The sequence below is a fragment of the Bradyrhizobium sp. SZCCHNR1002 genome, from assembly GCF_032381435.1.
In the GTDB taxonomy this organism is placed as follows: Bacteria; Pseudomonadota; Alphaproteobacteria; order Rhizobiales; family Xanthobacteraceae; genus Bradyrhizobium; species Bradyrhizobium aeschynomenes.
In genome coordinates, this window is the sequence record NZ_JAUHIS010000001.1 from 278,860 (window position 1) to 293,558 (window position 14,699).

At 64.3% G+C, this 14,699-nt stretch carries 19 protein-coding genes and 1 tRNA gene; 9 read left to right on the plus strand and 11 right to left on the minus strand.

The annotated features are described in order from the left end of the window. Positions 1–288: 288 nt before the first annotated feature. Positions 289–801 (plus strand): lytic transglycosylase domain-containing protein, encoded by a 513-nt coding sequence (locus QX108_RS33475; protein ID WP_409998471.1) that lies wholly within the window; start codon positions 289–291, stop codon positions 799–801. A 54-nt stretch (positions 802–855) separates the two neighbouring features. Then, positions 856–1,275 (plus strand): hypothetical protein, encoded by a 420-nt coding sequence (locus QX108_RS01195; RefSeq protein ID WP_315784743.1) that lies wholly within the window; start codon positions 856–858, stop codon positions 1,273–1,275. 53 nt (positions 1,276–1,328) lie between these two features. Here QX108_RS01195 and QX108_RS01200 read toward each other — a convergent pair whose 3' ends face one another. Beyond that, complete coding sequence (locus tag QX108_RS01200; RefSeq protein WP_172130570.1) at positions 1,329–1,502, minus strand: hypothetical protein; 174 nt, start codon at positions 1,500–1,502, stop codon at positions 1,329–1,331. A 322-nt stretch (positions 1,503–1,824) separates the two neighbouring features. Here QX108_RS01200 and QX108_RS01205 point away from each other — a divergent pair, with 322 nt between their 5' ends. Continuing rightward, positions 1,825–2,457 carry a hypothetical protein gene (locus QX108_RS01205; RefSeq protein ID WP_315719703.1) on the plus strand — a complete coding sequence of 211 codons (633 nt, stop codon included), beginning with the start codon at positions 1,825–1,827 and terminating at the stop codon, positions 2,455–2,457. Between the two features lie 65 nt (positions 2,458–2,522). On the opposite strand, the gene QX108_RS01210 is transcribed toward QX108_RS01205, so the two are convergent. The 5 genes from QX108_RS01210 to QX108_RS01230 all read right to left on the minus strand — a co-directional run bounded on the left by QX108_RS01210 (position 2,523) and on the right by QX108_RS01230 (position 5,438). Beyond that, positions 2,523–2,792 carry a hypothetical protein gene (locus tag QX108_RS01210; protein ID WP_315729294.1) on the minus strand — a complete coding sequence of 90 codons (270 nt, stop codon included), beginning with the start codon at positions 2,790–2,792 and terminating at the stop codon, positions 2,523–2,525. Positions 2,793–2,874: 82 nt separating this feature from the next. Further along, positions 2,875–3,072, minus strand: coding sequence for a hypothetical protein (locus tag QX108_RS01215; RefSeq protein ID WP_315785159.1), 198 nt, complete (start codon positions 3,070–3,072; stop codon positions 2,875–2,877). Next, positions 3,017–3,325: a hypothetical protein gene (locus tag QX108_RS01220; RefSeq protein ID WP_315784737.1), complete on the minus strand. Its 309-nt coding sequence runs from the start codon at positions 3,323–3,325 to the stop codon at positions 3,017–3,019. Before QX108_RS01220 ends, QX108_RS01215 begins: the two co-directional genes overlap by 56 nt. Before the next feature lie 117 nt (positions 3,326–3,442). After that, positions 3,443–4,120 carry an IS66 family insertion sequence element accessory protein TnpA gene (tnpA, locus tag QX108_RS01225; protein WP_315784734.1) on the minus strand — a complete coding sequence of 226 codons (678 nt, stop codon included), beginning with the start codon at positions 4,118–4,120 and terminating at the stop codon, positions 3,443–3,445. 409 nt (positions 4,121–4,529) lie between these two features. Then, complete coding sequence (locus QX108_RS01230; protein ID WP_315784730.1) at positions 4,530–5,438, minus strand: protein-L-isoaspartate O-methyltransferase family protein; 909 nt, start codon at positions 5,436–5,438, stop codon at positions 4,530–4,532. Between the two features lie 25 nt (positions 5,439–5,463). On the opposite strand from QX108_RS01230, the gene QX108_RS01235 reads away from it, so the two are divergent. The 4 genes from QX108_RS01235 to QX108_RS01250 all read left to right on the plus strand — a co-directional run bounded on the left by QX108_RS01235 (position 5,464) and on the right by QX108_RS01250 (position 8,260). Continuing rightward, positions 5,464–6,144: a sigma-70 family RNA polymerase sigma factor gene (locus QX108_RS01235; protein WP_315784728.1), complete on the plus strand. Its 681-nt coding sequence runs from the start codon at positions 5,464–5,466 to the stop codon at positions 6,142–6,144. Beyond that, on the plus strand, positions 6,141–6,386 hold the full coding sequence (locus tag QX108_RS01240; RefSeq protein ID WP_172133231.1) for a hypothetical protein: 246 nt from the start codon (positions 6,141–6,143) through the stop codon (positions 6,384–6,386). Before QX108_RS01235 ends, QX108_RS01240 begins: the two co-directional genes overlap by 4 nt. Positions 6,387–6,809: 423 nt before the next feature. Next, positions 6,810–7,523, plus strand: coding sequence for a hypothetical protein (locus QX108_RS01245; protein ID WP_315719707.1), 714 nt, complete (start codon positions 6,810–6,812; stop codon positions 7,521–7,523). A gap of 512 nt (positions 7,524–8,035) precedes the next feature. Next, positions 8,036–8,260 (plus strand): helix-turn-helix domain-containing protein, encoded by a 225-nt coding sequence (locus QX108_RS01250; RefSeq protein ID WP_315719708.1) that lies wholly within the window; start codon positions 8,036–8,038, stop codon positions 8,258–8,260. 34 nt (positions 8,261–8,294) lie between these two features. Here QX108_RS01250 and QX108_RS01255 read toward each other — a convergent pair whose 3' ends face one another. From QX108_RS01255 to QX108_RS01265, 3 genes are all read right to left on the minus strand, one after another. Then, a complete protein-coding gene (locus QX108_RS01255; RefSeq protein WP_315719709.1) occupies positions 8,295–9,521 on the minus strand; it encodes a tyrosine-type recombinase/integrase in 1,227 nt (408 codons plus the stop codon). A 227-nt stretch (positions 9,522–9,748) separates the two neighbouring features. After that, positions 9,749–9,825: transfer RNA gene (locus QX108_RS01260), tRNA-Arg, on the minus strand. Positions 9,826–9,945: 120 nt separating this feature from the next. Continuing rightward, entirely contained in the window at positions 9,946–10,206 is a 261-nt protein-coding gene (locus QX108_RS01265) for a hypothetical protein (protein WP_315719710.1), read from the minus strand. 215 nt (positions 10,207–10,421) lie between these two features. Between QX108_RS01265 and QX108_RS01270 the strand changes: the two genes are divergently transcribed. Further along, the gene (locus tag QX108_RS01270) at positions 10,422–10,865 is read left to right on the plus strand and encodes a hypothetical protein (RefSeq protein ID WP_172108421.1); all 444 of its coding nucleotides are present in this window, start codon (positions 10,422–10,424) and stop codon (positions 10,863–10,865) included. A 171-nt stretch (positions 10,866–11,036) separates the two neighbouring features. On the opposite strand, the gene QX108_RS01275 is transcribed toward QX108_RS01270, so the two are convergent. Then, a complete protein-coding gene (locus QX108_RS01275; RefSeq protein ID WP_315719711.1) occupies positions 11,037–11,330 on the minus strand; it encodes a histone in 294 nt (97 codons plus the stop codon). A gap of 70 nt (positions 11,331–11,400) precedes the next feature. Next, positions 11,401–12,846, minus strand: a complete 1,446-nt coding sequence (locus QX108_RS01280) for a deoxyribodipyrimidine photo-lyase (RefSeq protein WP_315784722.1) — start codon at positions 12,844–12,846, stop codon at positions 11,401–11,403. Positions 12,847–12,969: 123 nt separating this feature from the next. Between QX108_RS01280 and QX108_RS01285 the strand changes: the two genes are divergently transcribed. Continuing rightward, entirely contained in the window at positions 12,970–14,673 is a 1,704-nt protein-coding gene (locus QX108_RS01285; protein WP_315719713.1) for a Cache 3/Cache 2 fusion domain-containing protein, read from the plus strand. Positions 14,674–14,699 lie beyond the last annotated feature (26 nt).

A 14,699-nucleotide genomic window follows, 5' to 3' on the forward strand; every position in this document is an offset into this window, starting at 1 on the left:
ATGAAGCGTCTCGGCGTAATCGCGCTCGCTGCCACGGCGATGGCGGTGGCATCTGCAGGTCATGTCGAGCAGGCACGGGCAGAGCCTGTCGCTGAGCAGCGCGCGGGTTCTGATCCCATGGCGGAGACAGGGACAACACCGGGCGCTGTCCCGCCGGAGCCCGCCGCTGCATCGTCCAGAAAGCCGTCGTCGTCGATCGACTCCAGCGGCGCAAGGTCCCTTGCAGCGGTCCCAGAGCGAGTTGGTACTTATCGTGACCTGATTGCCAAGGAGGCGGGACGGCAGGGATTGGCCCCCGAAATTGCCGAAGCCGTGATGGCGGTCGAGAGCGGCTACAATCCGGATGCCGTGGGCGGCTCCGGCGAGATCGGACTGATGCAGATCCTGCCGTCGACGGCGCGCATGCTCGGGTTCAGCGGCAGCACGGCCGAGCTCGGGGTGCCCGAGACCAACATCCATTATGGTGTGCGCTACCTTGCGCAGGCGTGGCGGCTGGCTGGCGGCGATCTCTGCACGGCCACGATGAAATATCGCGCCGGCCACGGCGAGACGCGGTTCTCATATCTGTCCGTGAACTACTGCATCGCTGTCCGCGGCAAGCTCACCGCCCGCGGCTTCGCCGTCACCGGCGACGTTCCGACACCGACTTTCGGCGCTCCCGGCGCGGCTGTCGGTCTCGCCGCACGCTTCAGCGGAGCCTGTGGCCGGAAGTGCGTGACGGGGGCGACGGCGCGCGTCGATCTCGTATCCCTCAACGCGAGGCTGAGCATGCTCGTGACCCAGGCACGGGCAGGAAAGTGAGCCATGGCCTCGCATTCCAGGTACTCATGCTCGCTCTCAGTAAGGGCCGCGGCGATGTCTACCCTGATGATGAGTCCGGTCCAAGCCGCCGATCCGCAATTTCTGCCACCCGTGACGGTGGATGCACCGGATCGTCCGCCGTCCAGCCCCTTGCGGCCGGCGCCAAGTGGCACGTCGGTGGCTCCCATACTGGGCGGTCGCGCAGACACCTCGGCCGGCAAACGTAGTAGCTGCGCCGACGGCACCGTCACCCAGGACGGATTGTTCGACTGCATCAACGTGAAACTGCGGCGCAAGGTGGATACCGTCAATCCGTCGATCAATCAGGCGCCGATCGATGCGCGATCATCCGATCTCAAGGTCGGAACAGTGAATGTGCCGGCCGTCCAACAGCAATATGGCAGCAATTTCGGGCGCTCAGTCGTGCCGCTTCGGCCCACCGCGGTGTTTCCCTCCGGCTTTGGCCGACGCTGACGACGTCGGCAGGTGGACATGATCGCGTATGGTCTCGTGTCTTCGAAGACGCTTCAGCTCACCGGGATGTCTCTAGCGTCAGCCAACGGCAGACCGATCTCAGCCGCTCTTTGCTTGCGATCCTGCTTGCGGAATTCCAGCTCCCGCCGCTCGAATTGGAGCAACTCGTCGCGCAAGGCCTTGAGGAAGCGATCGCGTTCGCCGAGAGGATTCTGACGAGGCTGCATGAGAGTTCACTCCATTGCCGATCAAGACGCGGCCGGCTCCGAAACGGTTTCATGTTACAGATTTATGACTTTTCGGGCAAGACAGAGACGGCTGGCAGGCGATCACTGGAGCCAGCCGCTTCTCGCGGCGCCGGTGAACTGGATTCGACTGACGACATTGGTCCTGGTCAGCATGATTCGGTGATGCGAGCCGAGCAGTCTTGTCGGACGACGCGCCTGTGTGCGCGCAACACGAGCGGCGTCGGCACGCGACCGGCGCAGACGGAAACGCCGCGGTGACGGCGCTGTTCATCGTCTCCGGGCCATGCCAAGGACAGATGTGATGCGATCATGGGTCAATTCACGCGCGGTCGCACTCGTCGCGGCCTGTGTGGTCGGCTGCTCCTTTGGTCAGGCCTTTGGTGGTCAAGGCAACGTGCGCGAGCCGGCTACGCCGACGCAGGCCGCGCCTACGAGCCGCGATGGCGATCCGCTCGCTGTTCCGCCGACGTCAACTCGCACGGTCGCGGCAGGGACCACGGTGAGCAGCGCAAATCCGCTGTGGGACGTTCCGCTCGCTGCATTGTCAGCGACGCGCGATCGTCCGCTGTTCTCGGCGTCGCGGCGGCCGCCGCCGTCAACCGTGGCGCCTGTCACCGTGATGCGCGCGCCGTTGCCCCCGCCCAGGGAACCGGAACGTCCACCCCTGCAACTCGTGGGCACGGTTATCGGTGACGAGGAGAGCTTTGGCATCTTCGTCGATCCTGTGTCGCAGAAGTCACTACGCTTGCGTGTTGGCGCCTTGCATGAGGGATGGCTGCTCTATGCCGTGAAGCCGCGCGAGGTGACCCTGCGGCGGGAGCTGGCCTCGGTGACTTTGCCGATGCCGCAACTCGGGCAATTCGCCGAGAGCGTGGCTCGACCAGCACCCGCGGCGACGCGCACAGGAGACCGGATCACTCGGCGGGCGCGCTGAGCGGCGGTCTGTCCGTTCACCTGAGAACGCGCGACCGCGCACATCCGAGTTGATCGTAATCTGCGTTACTTCTGCGTTCGCAGCGCCTTTTTGGGACGTCGTACGCACAACGCAACCCAATCCAGCATCTCACTGACGCTCTCGCCGATCAGATGAAGAGCGCCCCCACGGCAACCGCAGATTCGGTCTTTCACGTCGAGCAGAACGTCTTCGCGTGGCAGATGATCGGGCAACGCACGACGTCGCGGTGGCGCTTTGATTTCCGGAGCGAGCCTCCGCTGTGCTTCCTCGATGCGGCCAATGTCACTGTCGAGATCCTCGAGACCGAGTGCCAGTTGGTCGGGTTAATGCGTTCGGAGCTGCGACCGAACTGCAGTCGCTGCTCCTGTTTCGTACCTCAGTTCAGCACCAAGTTTTTTAGATCATCCTGCAATCGCAGGCTTCCATACGCGTTCTGGCGCGCGCCAGTCGATGCATTCGATCCGCATCGTGAGTTGCGCCAGCGTGAGCTTGAGTGAGCCATCGTCCCCGCCATCTCCGGCCACACGAAGCCGCCTGATCAATGCGCTTGGTGAACAGGCAGAGCCCGTTGCCGTCCCAGAACAGGAACTTCAGGAGCGATGCCTTCTTGCCGAAGGCAAGCCGATGGCCGGAGAAAGGATCCCTTCTTCAGCGGGGCCTGCACCAGCATTGCAAGCCCGTCCATGCCCTTGCGCATGCCGGTATAGCTGAGTGTCAGGTGTACCTCTACGCCCGTGGGAACGAACATCATGATGCTCTCTCTCCGCTCTCTATCTGCTCCCGCACCATCCGGATCGCTGTCGGCGGGAGCGAAGACACGCCGTCCGTCAGTGAGGTCGACAGCCATCATGCGCTCCGGTAGACGCACGAGATCGCGCAGGGCGCGCGGGGCGGGCGTGTCGTCGGGCAACACGACGGGGGCGAGCTTGGAGCGCTTCTTTTGCGCGATGCCGAACTGCCCGCGTCAGCGGAACAGCAGGCCGGTGACGATGCCGTGCTTGCGCGTGACGGCAGAGACCTTGGCGCCTGATAGCTCGGTTTCCTTGGCGATCGCGAGCTTCTCCTCGTCGCTGAAGAAGCGGCGAACCGGTGCCGGCGCCGCCGCCGGATCGCCGATTTTGGCGGCTGTCAAGTGGCGTTCGGGCTGTGAGTTCCTAGCACTAGTGCTAACGGCCGGACGGGCGGAGGGATGAAGATGGGCGCGCCAGTCGATCGTGACCTCGCCCGTGGCCAGTCGGTCGCGCCATTTGCGCAGCGAATGCGGCGACAGCTGCATCGCCGCGGCGTAGGTGCGGAGCCCCATTCCGCTCCAGTTCAGCGCCTCGACATGCATCGCCCAGAACGCCTGGGACGCCCGATTGCGTACATCCGAGGTGATCGTGAACCTGCGCTGCTTCTGCTTTCGGAGCGCCGTTTCCCGCCCTTCCCGGGCGCGCTCGCGGCGCAATTCCGTCTGATATTTCTCGAGCTCAAGCGCGGTCTCGTTGCTGGCCAGCCGCTTCGACCAACGCCGCAAGGTGTTCTCGGTCAGACGTTGTTGCAGGCAGTATTTGCGGATCCCGAGACCGTTGCGACGCCACGCCTCGATGTGCAGCGACCACCATTCGCGGCGCGCTTTGTTCTCGAAATGTTTGGATCCCACCGGAGATTCCCCACAGCAGCAGAGAACTCGAAATGGAACGACAACACACGAGGGGGAAGGTGTGCAGAGACCGGACGGTTACGGGGCGACGGTCAAAGGCAAGATAAAAGCGGCTCGCCGGTTGAACGGCAAGCCACTGACATGGCGTGCGTTCAACCGTGCCGGTCGGTCGGTCGGCGTGCCGCTACGGAGAGTTTTGTCAGCAAAATCAAAGACTATTTCGGCACTGATCGTGCTGTAGCGAACTCTGGCGAAGACTCGAATCATTCCGCGCCAAGGGCAGAATCCGCTACGCGGTCTGCGCCGGCGGATGAAGCCGTATCGCGGCCGTGGCGCCTGCGAGTCTGCGCTGACGCATTCCGCCAGGGGCTGGGGGAAGGCTGTCTTAGCCGATGCCTCGGATCGCGCATCAGGCGGTGTCGTTGTTGCCGCCTTCGGCTTGCCGTGCGGTCGCATCGACCTCCGATCCCTGTCGCTCCAGCCAGAAGCCGGGTGCCTGGTACCAGACCCGTTCCGACTCGGCGAATGACGGAATGCCACGGTGCAGTGCTTCGATCGGAACATTCATCATCGGCGAGTTCTCGAGGGCGGTCTTCAGCCGGCGGCTGGCGTGCTCATCGCGGCCGTTTGTGCAGGGATAGATGCTGACTCCGCCGATCGACGCGGCGCCGAAGGAGGCACCGCGGCGGACCACGCGCAGCAGGAAGCCGGACCAATCTTCGCTGGTCAGCGGGAGCAGCAGCCGGCCGTTGTCGGCGAGGCCATCCAGCCATTGCGGAGCGGGGTGCGTGCAGCCTGCGAAGACGATCACGACGTCATGGTCGCTCGCCTCGGCATGGACATCTCGGCCGTCGCCCGAGATCATCTGGACCTGCGGCCAGCCCTTAAGGTTGGCGTGAGCTCGAGCGGCGAGAGCCGGGTCGACTTCGACCGCCCTCACCCGCCCGGAGGGCCCGACGATTTCGGCGAGCACGGCCGAATAGTAGCCGCTGCCCGCTCCGATCTGCAGCACGCGTTCACCTCGGGCGATATCGAGGTGCTCGAAATTGCGCGCCCAAAAGCTCGGCATCCCATTGTTGAGCTTCCGGGTCGGGTCGATCGAGACCAGGACGTCGTGATAGAGCCAAGTCGGATCGTCGTCCGGGGTGATGAACGGCTCCCGGTAGGGGTAGGGTATGATCCACCAAGGACCTGGGCCAACGAACGCCTCTCGCGGGACGGCGCCGAAGGCCTCGACGATGTGTGGGTTGCGCAGAATGGGCGTCTTGCAGCGTAGGTCGTCGGCATACCAGCGGCGTGCATTTGCGATCTGATCCACGGTTCTCTCCTCCAACATGGAGAGGATGCGGATCTCGGATCGGTACCGCGGACACGGCGCAAAATTTTTCCTGAGGCTGTCCGCAACGTATCTGCTTGGCCGCATAATAGGGGTGATGGAACGATCGATTGGCACCCCTGGAGTTGGCTCGAACGCCGGTCGCACCGTCGCCGATGCGGCGGCGGCGATCGAGGCTTTGTCTGAGACCGATCTGGTGCGGCTGAAAGCTCTGGCGCAATTGTGGAGCCGCGGGCTGCCCGGTGGGATCGGCTGGACCGACGTGCTGCATGAGGCCATCCTCCGCGTTCTCGACGGATCGCGGGTCTGGCCGTTGGGTGTGCCGATCCTGGCTTTCCTATCCGGCGTCATGCGCAGCCTCTGCGACGATTATTGGCGGCGCGTTCGGAGCGAGCAACGGCTACTGGTCAGCCGCGATGATCCCGGCCAGCACGGCGTCCCGAGCGATCCCGTTGACGAATTGGCCGATCCCGAACGCGTGGCTGTGGCGGTCGCAGGGCTCGCCGAGGTGTTCCGGCTGTTTGCAGGAGATCCGGTCGTGTTGCAGATCATCGACGGGCTGGCCAACGGCCTGACGGCCAGGGACATCTGCCGGGCGTATGGCATCTCGGCTATCGCTTACGATACTGCGCGGCGGCGAATGCGGCGCGCGCTGCTCCGCCACCAACGGAATTGGAGCACGCCATGACACGTTGGCACCCCCGCCTCGAACTCGCGCGCCTGCTCCAGGCGCTCAGCGATGACGTGATTGCGGCGACTGACGAGGAACTGCGGGAGATCCAGGGACGTGCCCTGGCCGGCACGGCACGGCAGGTCAGGCGTCTCGTCAAAGCAGCGCAGGCTGCCGAGAGCGGCGAGCCCCGCATTGTTAACTCTAGCGATCCAGAACGCGGCCTGGAGTCTGTCCTATCACATCACAATCGGCACTGATTGGGTGGGAGAAGGCCTGGAAGAGTAGGGGAGCCGGTCTCTGTGAAGGACAGTCGGCTGAGCAGGGCGGCCGGTTTGGGGACAGCATGTGGTCCACGGCGAGCCTTGTACTGGCGACGCTCATCTTGGTTGACGCCTCTCGCGTTGCCTAGACTTCCGCGGCCTGTCGATCGCATGGCGACGTAGCACAGCGAAGACTCGGCGATATGCGAGTCCGGAGTTGCTGTGGCACAATCGATATATGTCGTCGTGCGGCCGTTGCCTGAGTGAGTTGCGCGCTCCGACCAATGCGAGGTCCTGCAAGCTCCTGAACCCGGCGTATCCTCCCGTGAGCTTCGCACGCCGTTCCGGAGGGGCAGGGTGCCGTCAGGCGGCTCGAGTTCGCGCCGATCTGCATGGGCTCACCTGGACGGTCACCCGCCGGTGACCATTGTCCGTCGCGAGCACAAGGCGCAGTTCACCATCGTTCCGAACGCGGTCTTCGCGGATCCCCGCCTCTCTATCGAGGCCAAGGGCGTTCTCGGCTATCTCTTGTCACGCCCCCACAACTGGCATGTCCGCCTCGATCATATCGGGCGAACGCTCCTGGTCGGCCGCAAGAAGCTCCAGCGCATCTTCCGAGAGTTGATCGCCGCCGGCTACGTCACACGCGAAGCGCAACGAATTGTCGACGGACATCGGTTCGGCGAGATCGATTACGTCGTTCGTGACGTGCCGGCGCCTGTGGATAAGTCGGCGCGTCCGCGGGGTCGAAAGGGACCTGCGGCTCCGCGGGTCCAAAAGGGACCTGCGTATAAAGACTCACCGCAGGGCCCTGAGGGACCTGCCTATAAAGAACTATATAAAAACAGACCTGCATTGCCGGGGCTCCTCGCTCCTGACGGTCGGCCGGACATCATCGGCGGGGCGCGCGATCAGATGGCCGAGCGCCAGGATGATGCTCGTCTTGATCCAGGTATTGTCGACCTTTTCGACGACGCCGCTGAAGGTTGGGAATTGATTGTCGCGCTTCCAGATCCAGCACGGGACGAGGTGCGTCAACGCTACCGGCGGGGTGAGCTCGATCGGTTTGCGATCATGGAGCTCCGGACCCGATACCGACATTTGCTGGGTGGCGGTCCAACGAAGGGCAGGTAAGCGATCGGGCTGTCGCGGGGCGCCCAGATTGTGCTGGGTGCAGTGACGTGACGAAGCTCCAGACCGCTGGGGAGAGCCGGCGGGGCAGTCCAGGGGCGAACCGGAAGCTATGCCGTGTATCGTCCTGATCTTTGCCTCCTCGTAACATGCGCTGCAAAGCCCAGTGCGGGCGCAGGAGACTGAAGCCAATGGATCGGTTCTATCCCCGCACCGATCGCCTTTGAGACACTCCAAGGATGTCCGGAGGGATTTGGAGAGCTGTGGAACCGAGATCGCAGCAAAGGGGGCAACAGTCGCCACACTGTGTTGGCACTGCGGCTGCCCTTTTAGCTGATCTCGGCACCCGCGCTTCGCTGAGTCAGGATTCTCAACTCTCCCAATTGTACGAAACCGCATCCGAAACTACGCCTAAGGACTTCGGATGTTGCCAAGCATTCGCTTAGCCTTCATCCGTCGGACCTGCGTGCCTGGGATGTCGTCGCGGGCGACAAATGAAGCGAAACCACCCCTAGATGCCAAAGCGCGAACCGATGCTCCGAAACGCTGCGGAAAAGCTCGGCCTCACCGTTCCTGAGGCTGCGCTACTGTCTTCGCTGGGCCAGACGTCGCTTTACAAGGCGATCAAAGAAGGGCGGCTGCGAGTTCGGAAGTATGGCACGCGGACGATCATCACGCGCGCAGATCTGGCGTCCTTCCTGGAAAGCCTGCCCGACGCGACCAAGCAGCCCGGGCGGTGACATCCTCGGCGGGGCCGGGGGATAGCTTGAACTTTCAGGCGACCTTCATCGGGGTCACATTGCTCTTTGGTGGTTGCGTTGCGAAGTCCGCGAATGTCTGCATCACATGCAGTCGCTTGTTCAGGGCCTCGCCGCGCTTATAGGCCTTTTCGGCATCATCGCCCGTGATGTGGTGCAGGCAATGCTCGACGATTTCCTCCTCGAAGTGGGTTTGCTCCTGCGCCCAGGTTCGAAACGTCGTGCGGAAGCCGTGCACAGTCAGGGAGTCGTCTCCGGTGAGCTCCTTGAGATACTTGAGCATGGTCATGTTGCTCATCGGTCTCTTGAGACTGCGACCGGGAAACACGAATTCGTCATTGACGCGGCTGTCGTAAGCCTCGCGCAAATAGGTCAACGTCTGCCGGGGCAACGGCGTGCGCTTCAACCGCTCGTTCTTGGTGCCGAGAAAGCCAAGATCCCAGATTCCGTTATCGAGATCGAGTTGCGCCCAGCGCATGTTCTGAACTTCGGCGGTTCGTCCCAGGGTCAGGATGATGACCTCGAGCGCCCGCGCGCTTTGTGTCGAGATGGCGCCGAGCTTGTGCATGAACGCCGGTAGGTCCTGGTAGTCCATCGCCTTGTGGCCGCCCCGTATCGTGCCACGCCGCCGTTGCCTCGGCATGATCGGTTGCAGTCGGCTGGCCCAATCAGCCGGGTTGTCTTTCGGTCGCAGGTTATGGGCGATCGCTGCGTCGAGAATCTTTTTGATGATCTGGCGTGCGGAGCGGGAGGTCTCGGGCTGCTGCCAGATCGGCATGAGCACGTTGACGACATGGGCGGTCTCGATCTCGTGGACCCAGTGCTTGTGGAGTGGGCGGCAGATGACCTGCACGATGCGCTTCAACTTTGCTTTTGCGGCCTTGTGCCTCATGCCGGTCTCGTAGGTTCGCCGCCATTCCTCGGCGAATTCGCCGAACTGGCGCGATCCCTGGGTGCGGCGTTTCTCGACGTCACGGTGCTCTCGCGGATCGGTCCCCTTGGCCAGCAGCCGCAGAGCGTCAATCGCCTTATCCCTGGCCTCGGACAACTTCAGGCCGGTTTCCTTGGCCGAACCAAAACCCATCTTCTTGACGATGCCGTTGCGCTGGTAGCGGAACGCCCAGCGGCGGCCGCCACTTGGGGTGACGATCAAATAGAGGTTGTTGCCGCACGGGTATTCGCCGGGCCCGACGGAGAGATAGTTCTTGGCGGTGATCTCGGGCTTTTGAGTTAGAAACTGCATGGGAGATTCGAACTCCTGTCCCTCGCCGAAAAATGCAGCGTTTCAGGTGAGGGGGATTCTAACTCAGATCGAGGGATGGCCAAATGGACGGTCTGGCGGAGTTCGCCGACGATCGCCGATCGTGCGCTGCAGTCACCGAAAACGCGAAAAACCACGATCTGACAAGCGCTTATCGTGCGCTTCAGTGATGGTCGGCGATGGCGGGTGATGGGGGGCGAAGACGGCCCTGGCGCGCTCGGAGAGATTCGAACTCCCGACCCTCGGAATCGAAATCCGATGCTCTATCCAGCTGAGCTACGAGCGCCTAGCGAGGGAGCAACCCCCCGCACGAATCCGGATACCAGAGTTGGGCTGCCAAGGCCAGCCTCCGCCAGCGGATCGTCGGCTCGCCGGGCGGGCGAGCCTCGTGAAGGCGAACGGGGCCTCAAAAGCAGGGATGCCGGCGCCGGTCCTGGCCGATATAGGCGGCCGAACTCTGGTAGCAGTGGTTGGTCGAGGGGCCGTCATAGAACGCGAAAGTGCCGGGCAGGGGTCCCGGACCATAATTGTGCAGGAAGCTGATCGCGTAAGGCAGCCCGTGGTGGTGGCGGTGGTGCCGATGGTGGCTGCGTGCCTCCGATGTCACCGGGATTAGGGCAGCGGCGGCCACGATCAGGGCGACCGCTGACGATACGAGCTTGCTCATGTTTTTCTCCGAGAACGACGCCAAGATGGGCCAATTGCTGACAATTTAACTGCGAAGTGCCGGAAAGGGTGCGTCAAAGCGGCGGTTCGGTCAAAATTTTGGCCTTTTCCGCATGCTTAACGAATCCGTGACAAGCTCCCGCGCATGCGTCGCGCATCGGGCCGCAGGACCTTGCCTTGCCCCCGCCCAGATGAGACCGGGTTCCCGTCCGATCGATGAACCGCCTGATCCCATGCGTCGTGCTTTCCCTGGTCGCCGCGACCCCGGCGCGGGCGGATCTGCACATCACGCGGGATCATGGCGGCTACATTGAGGAGTACAAGGCGCGGTACAAGCACATCCGGGACACGCGGCAGCGCGTGATCATCGACGGCATCTGCAATTCCGCCTGTACGCTCGTATTCGGCTTCGTCCCGCTCAACAAGATCTGCGTCACGCCCAAGGCGAGCCTCGGCTTCCATCAGGCCTATTACGACAAGGCCTTCACCTTCGGCATCAAGGTCACCAGCTTCGAGGGGACATCCGAGCTGATGTCCTATTATCCCGACACGGTGAAGGACTGGATCCGCCGCAATGGCGGGCTCACCACCGAGATGAAGCGGATCAAGAACGGCGTCGATCTCTGGAAGATCGTCGATCCCTGTCCCGATTCCTGGTGAAGCGCAACTGCCCGCTCGCCGCCTCGCGCACTGCAGCGAAGAGCTGAGGCCGGCCACGACATCCGAAACAATCCAGCGCCAGATCGTCCCCACTACCGGGCACTGGATTGTTTCGCCGGGACCATCAGCATGGGCGATTGCCTCTGCCTTACCATCCCGAACCAGTCGGCTTCAGCGCTTGGCCTTCTTCGTCTTCTTGGCCGCTTTCTTGGTGGCCTTCTTGGCCGTCTTCTTCGCAGTCTTCTTGGCGGCCTTCTTCACGGTCTTCTTGGCCGACTTCTTGGTCGCAACCTTCTTGGCCTTGGCAGCAGCCCGCTTGGGAGCGGCCTTCTTCGCGGTCTTCTTGGCCGACGTCTTGGAAGCCCGCTTCGCCTTCGGCGCGGCGGCGGTCACGGGATCCGTCGCGGCCTCGGGCGGCGTGCCCGGTGCGGCGATGGTCGGGTCGGTCAGTGTGGTGTCGTCCATATCGGTCCCCCGATCTGTTGGAAACCCTACGACGATAGCTGGATTCTCTCAGCTGTCAAAGCGAGCGCAACTAATCACTTGTGCGCAAGCTCGCGTAGGCCGCCAGCGCGCGCTCGCGCCCGTGCTTGTGCTCGACGATCGGCGACGGGTAGGAGCGGCCGAGCGCGACGCCGGCTTCGGCGAGCTCGAGCGGCTTCGCCGCCCAGGGCTGGTGGATCAGCCCGGCGGGGAGGCGCGCCAGTTCAGGAACCCAGCGCCGTACATAGGCCCCGTTGGCATCGAACTTCTCGCCCTGCAGCACGGGATTGAAGACGCGGAAATAGGGTGCGGCATCCGCGCCCGAGCCGGCCACCCACTGCCAGCTGGCGGGGTTGCTGCCGGGGTCGGCGTCGACCAGCGTGTCCCAGAACCATTGCTCGCCCGCCCGCCAGTCGATCAGGAGGTGCTTCACGAGCAGCGAGGCCGCGACCATGCGGACGCGGTTGTGCATGCTCCCGGTGTGCCACAGCTCACGCATCCCGGCGTCGACGATCGGATAGCCGGTCTGCCCGCGCTGCCACGCAGCGAGTGCGGCGTCGTCCTTCGTCCAGGGGAAGGCGTCGAAGGATGGCTGCAGGTTGCGGGTGGCGAGGTCGGGATTGTTGTAGAGCAGGTGGCGGCTGAACTCGCGCCAGCCGAGCTCGCTCAGGAACTTGTCGATGCCGCGTGCGCAGGCGGGCCGCTCCTCGGCGGCAAAGCGTGCCGTGTGCCAGATCTGGCGCGGGCTGATCTCGCCGAACCGTAGATGCGGCGATAGCCGCGAGGTGGCCTCGATGTCGGGACGATCGCGGTCGCTGGCGTAGCCGTGCACGGCGGATTCGAGAAAACGCGTCAGGCGCTGCTGCGCTGCGCGCTCGCCGGCCTGCCACGTCGTGCGGAGGCCGCCCGCCCAGTCGGGCTTCGTCGGCTCCAGCCCCAGGGCGTCGATGGCGAGGCCCGATGCGCCGGTCACGCAGGCGAGCCTGGCGGGGGTGGGCAGGGGCTTCGGCGGGGCGCCCAAGGCGAGCACACGCTTCCAGAATGGCGTGAACACGCGCGGGCCGCGTCCATCCTTGCCGCGCAGCTCGGCGGGATCGACCAGCAGGTCGTCGGCAAACACACGCGATGCGACGCCGATGTCGCCAAGCGAGGCCTCGACATCCGCGGCCACGGCGCGCGGACCGGCCTGGGCGACGTCGTTCCAGTACACCGCGCCGGCCTTGATCTCGCGCGCCAGCTCGCCGAGCACCTTGGCCGCAGGCCCGCGGCGGATCACAAGATCGGCGCCGAGCGCCTCGAGCTCTGCGCGAAGTGCACGCAGCGATTGCGCCAGCCACCATTGCGTCGCTCCGCCGAGCGGACGGATCCCGGGGCTCTGCTGATCGTGGACGTAACTACACACCACCCGGCTGCCGGACATCGCTGCGGTATACAACGCGGGGTGGTCGGACAGGCGCAGGCTCTCGCGAAACCATACGATGATAGGGTTCGATGACATGCTCGGGTATCTGATTGCCGTTCTTTGACGAGGCTTCCGGTATTCTACGCTCCGGAAAATAACTGCTTTGAAACCAACTACGGGCAGTTTGAGAATTGGTTGCAGTCCTGGGAAGGTGAAGACGTGTCGTTCAAGTTGAAGCTGGGTACCAAGGCGCTGATCGGCGCCGTCGTCGTCATCGCGCTCAATACGGCGCTCGTCGTCGGAGCGGCTTACTGGTCGCTCACCTCGGATTTCAACGAGCGCGCCAAGCGCGACATCGAGGGCAATCTGCGCACCTTCGCGCTGACCTTTGCCGAGACCTTCAAAGACGCCAAGATCGGCGTGCAGAACGGAGCGGTGACACGCATTGAGATCCCGGCGATCCCCGAGGTCAAGGACCACGCGATCGTCGACCGCGCAGTCTCCTATGTCGGCGGCAGCGCCACGTTGTTCGTGGTCGACGACAGCGGCCAGTTCGTGCGGCGCTCGACGAACGTGAAGAAGGAGAACGGCGACCGCGCCGTCGGCACTCAGCTCGCCGCCGACCACCCGGCGCAGGTGCTGCTGCGCCGTGGCGAGGCCTATAAGGGTCCCGCTACGCTGTTCGGCAAGCCGTTCATGACCGCCTATTTCCCCGTCACCAATCCCGCAGGCAAGGTGATCGGCATTCTCTATGTCGGCGTGCCGATGGCCGAGCTCGATGCGATGCTGTCGCAGGCCATGCAGACCATGAGCATCGCCGCTGCCATCGCAGCGCTGCTGGTGCTGGGGCTGACCATGCTGGCCGTCCGGCGCGTGACCAGGCCCTTGGCCTCGGTGACCGAGGCGTTGACGGCCATCGCCGAAGGCCGCGAGACTGCCGAGATCAAGTCGGACGACCGCGGCGACGAGATCGGCGAGATCGCGCGCAGTCTGGTCGTGTTCCGCAGCGCCGCCGGCGAGCGGCGCCGGATGCGCGAGGAGCAGGCGGCCGCCGCTTCGGCTGCGGTCGAGCAGCGCAAGGCCGAGTTGCAGCGCTTCGTCGATTCGTTCCAGGCCAGCATCGGCGGCATCATCGAGAACGTGCTGACCTCGTCCAGCGAGTTCGAGCGCGAGGCGCGCCAGCTCACGCAGGCGGCGCGCACCACCGCCGACCTGTCGGGGCAGTCGGCCGGTGCTTCTGAAAGCGCGTCCGAGCACGTCCGCACTGCGGCTGCGGCGTCCGACGAGTTGTCCGGCTCGATCGGCGAGATCATCCGCCGGGTGCAGGAGTCGAACGCCATCGCGGCCGAGGCGGTCAACCAGGCGACCGCGACCGACCAGCGCATCAAGGAGCTCTCCGACGCCGGCAACCGCATCGGCGACGTCGTCAAGCTGATCACCTCGATCGCCGAGCAGACCAACCTGCTGGCGCTCAACGCCACCATCGAGGCCGCCCGCGCCGGCGATGCCGGTCGCGGCTTCGCCGTGGTGGCCCAGGAGGTCAAGACGCTGGCCGGCCAGACCGCCAAGGCCACCGAGGAGATCTCCAGCCAGATCGCCAACATGCAGACGGTGACGCAGGAATCGGTCGACGCCATCAAGGCGATCGGCTCGACCATCGAGCGCATCAACGGCATCGCGGCGTCGATCTCGGCGGCGGTCGAGCAGCAGCGCGCCGCCACCCAGAACATCACCCAGAGCGTCCGCTCGGCGGCGAGCGGCACCGCCGAGGTCGTCAACAACATCCGCAGCGCGGCGCGCGGAGCGGGCGAGACCGGCGAGAGCTCGAACCGCATGTTCGCCTCGGCGCAGGCGCTGTCCGGCGAGAGCCTGCGGCTGAAGGCCGAGGTGCAGAAGTTCCTCGACGGGATGCGCGCGGCGTGATTTGCCCGGCCGGATGGCGCTGAAAC

Bases quoted from the DNA above. Each gene is read 5' to 3' on its own strand.
- QX108_RS01265 (WP_315719710.1), bottom strand. From the start codon at position 10,206: ATGAGCAAGCTCGTATCGTCAGCGGTCGCCCTGATCGTGGCCGCCGCT.
- QX108_RS01275 (WP_315719711.1), bottom strand. From the start codon at position 11,330: ATGGACGACACCACACTGACCGACCCGACCATCGCCGCACCGGGCACG.
- QX108_RS01235 (WP_315784728.1), top strand. From the start codon at position 5,464: ATGCGGATCTCGGATCGGTACCGCGGACACGGCGCAAAATTTTTCCTG.
- QX108_RS01280 (WP_315784722.1), bottom strand. From the start codon at position 12,846: ATGTCATCGAACCCTATCATCGTATGGTTTCGCGAGAGCCTGCGCCTG.
- QX108_RS01220 (WP_315784737.1), bottom strand. From the start codon at position 3,325: ATGGCTGTCGACCTCACTGACGGACGGCGTGTCTTCGCTCCCGCCGAC.
- QX108_RS01250 (WP_315719708.1), top strand. From the start codon at position 8,036: ATGCCAAAGCGCGAACCGATGCTCCGAAACGCTGCGGAAAAGCTCGGC.
- QX108_RS01200 (WP_172130570.1), bottom strand. From the start codon at position 1,502: ATGCAGCCTCGTCAGAATCCTCTCGGCGAACGCGATCGCTTCCTCAAG.
- QX108_RS01255 (WP_315719709.1), bottom strand. From the start codon at position 9,521: ATGCAGTTTCTAACTCAAAAGCCCGAGATCACCGCCAAGAACTATCTC.
- QX108_RS01240 (WP_172133231.1), top strand. From the start codon at position 6,141: ATGACACGTTGGCACCCCCGCCTCGAACTCGCGCGCCTGCTCCAGGCG.
- QX108_RS01205 (WP_315719703.1), top strand. From the start codon at position 1,825: ATGCGATCATGGGTCAATTCACGCGCGGTCGCACTCGTCGCGGCCTGT.
- QX108_RS01195 (WP_315784743.1), top strand. From the start codon at position 856: ATGTCTACCCTGATGATGAGTCCGGTCCAAGCCGCCGATCCGCAATTT.
- QX108_RS01270 (WP_172108421.1), top strand. From the start codon at position 10,422: ATGAACCGCCTGATCCCATGCGTCGTGCTTTCCCTGGTCGCCGCGACC.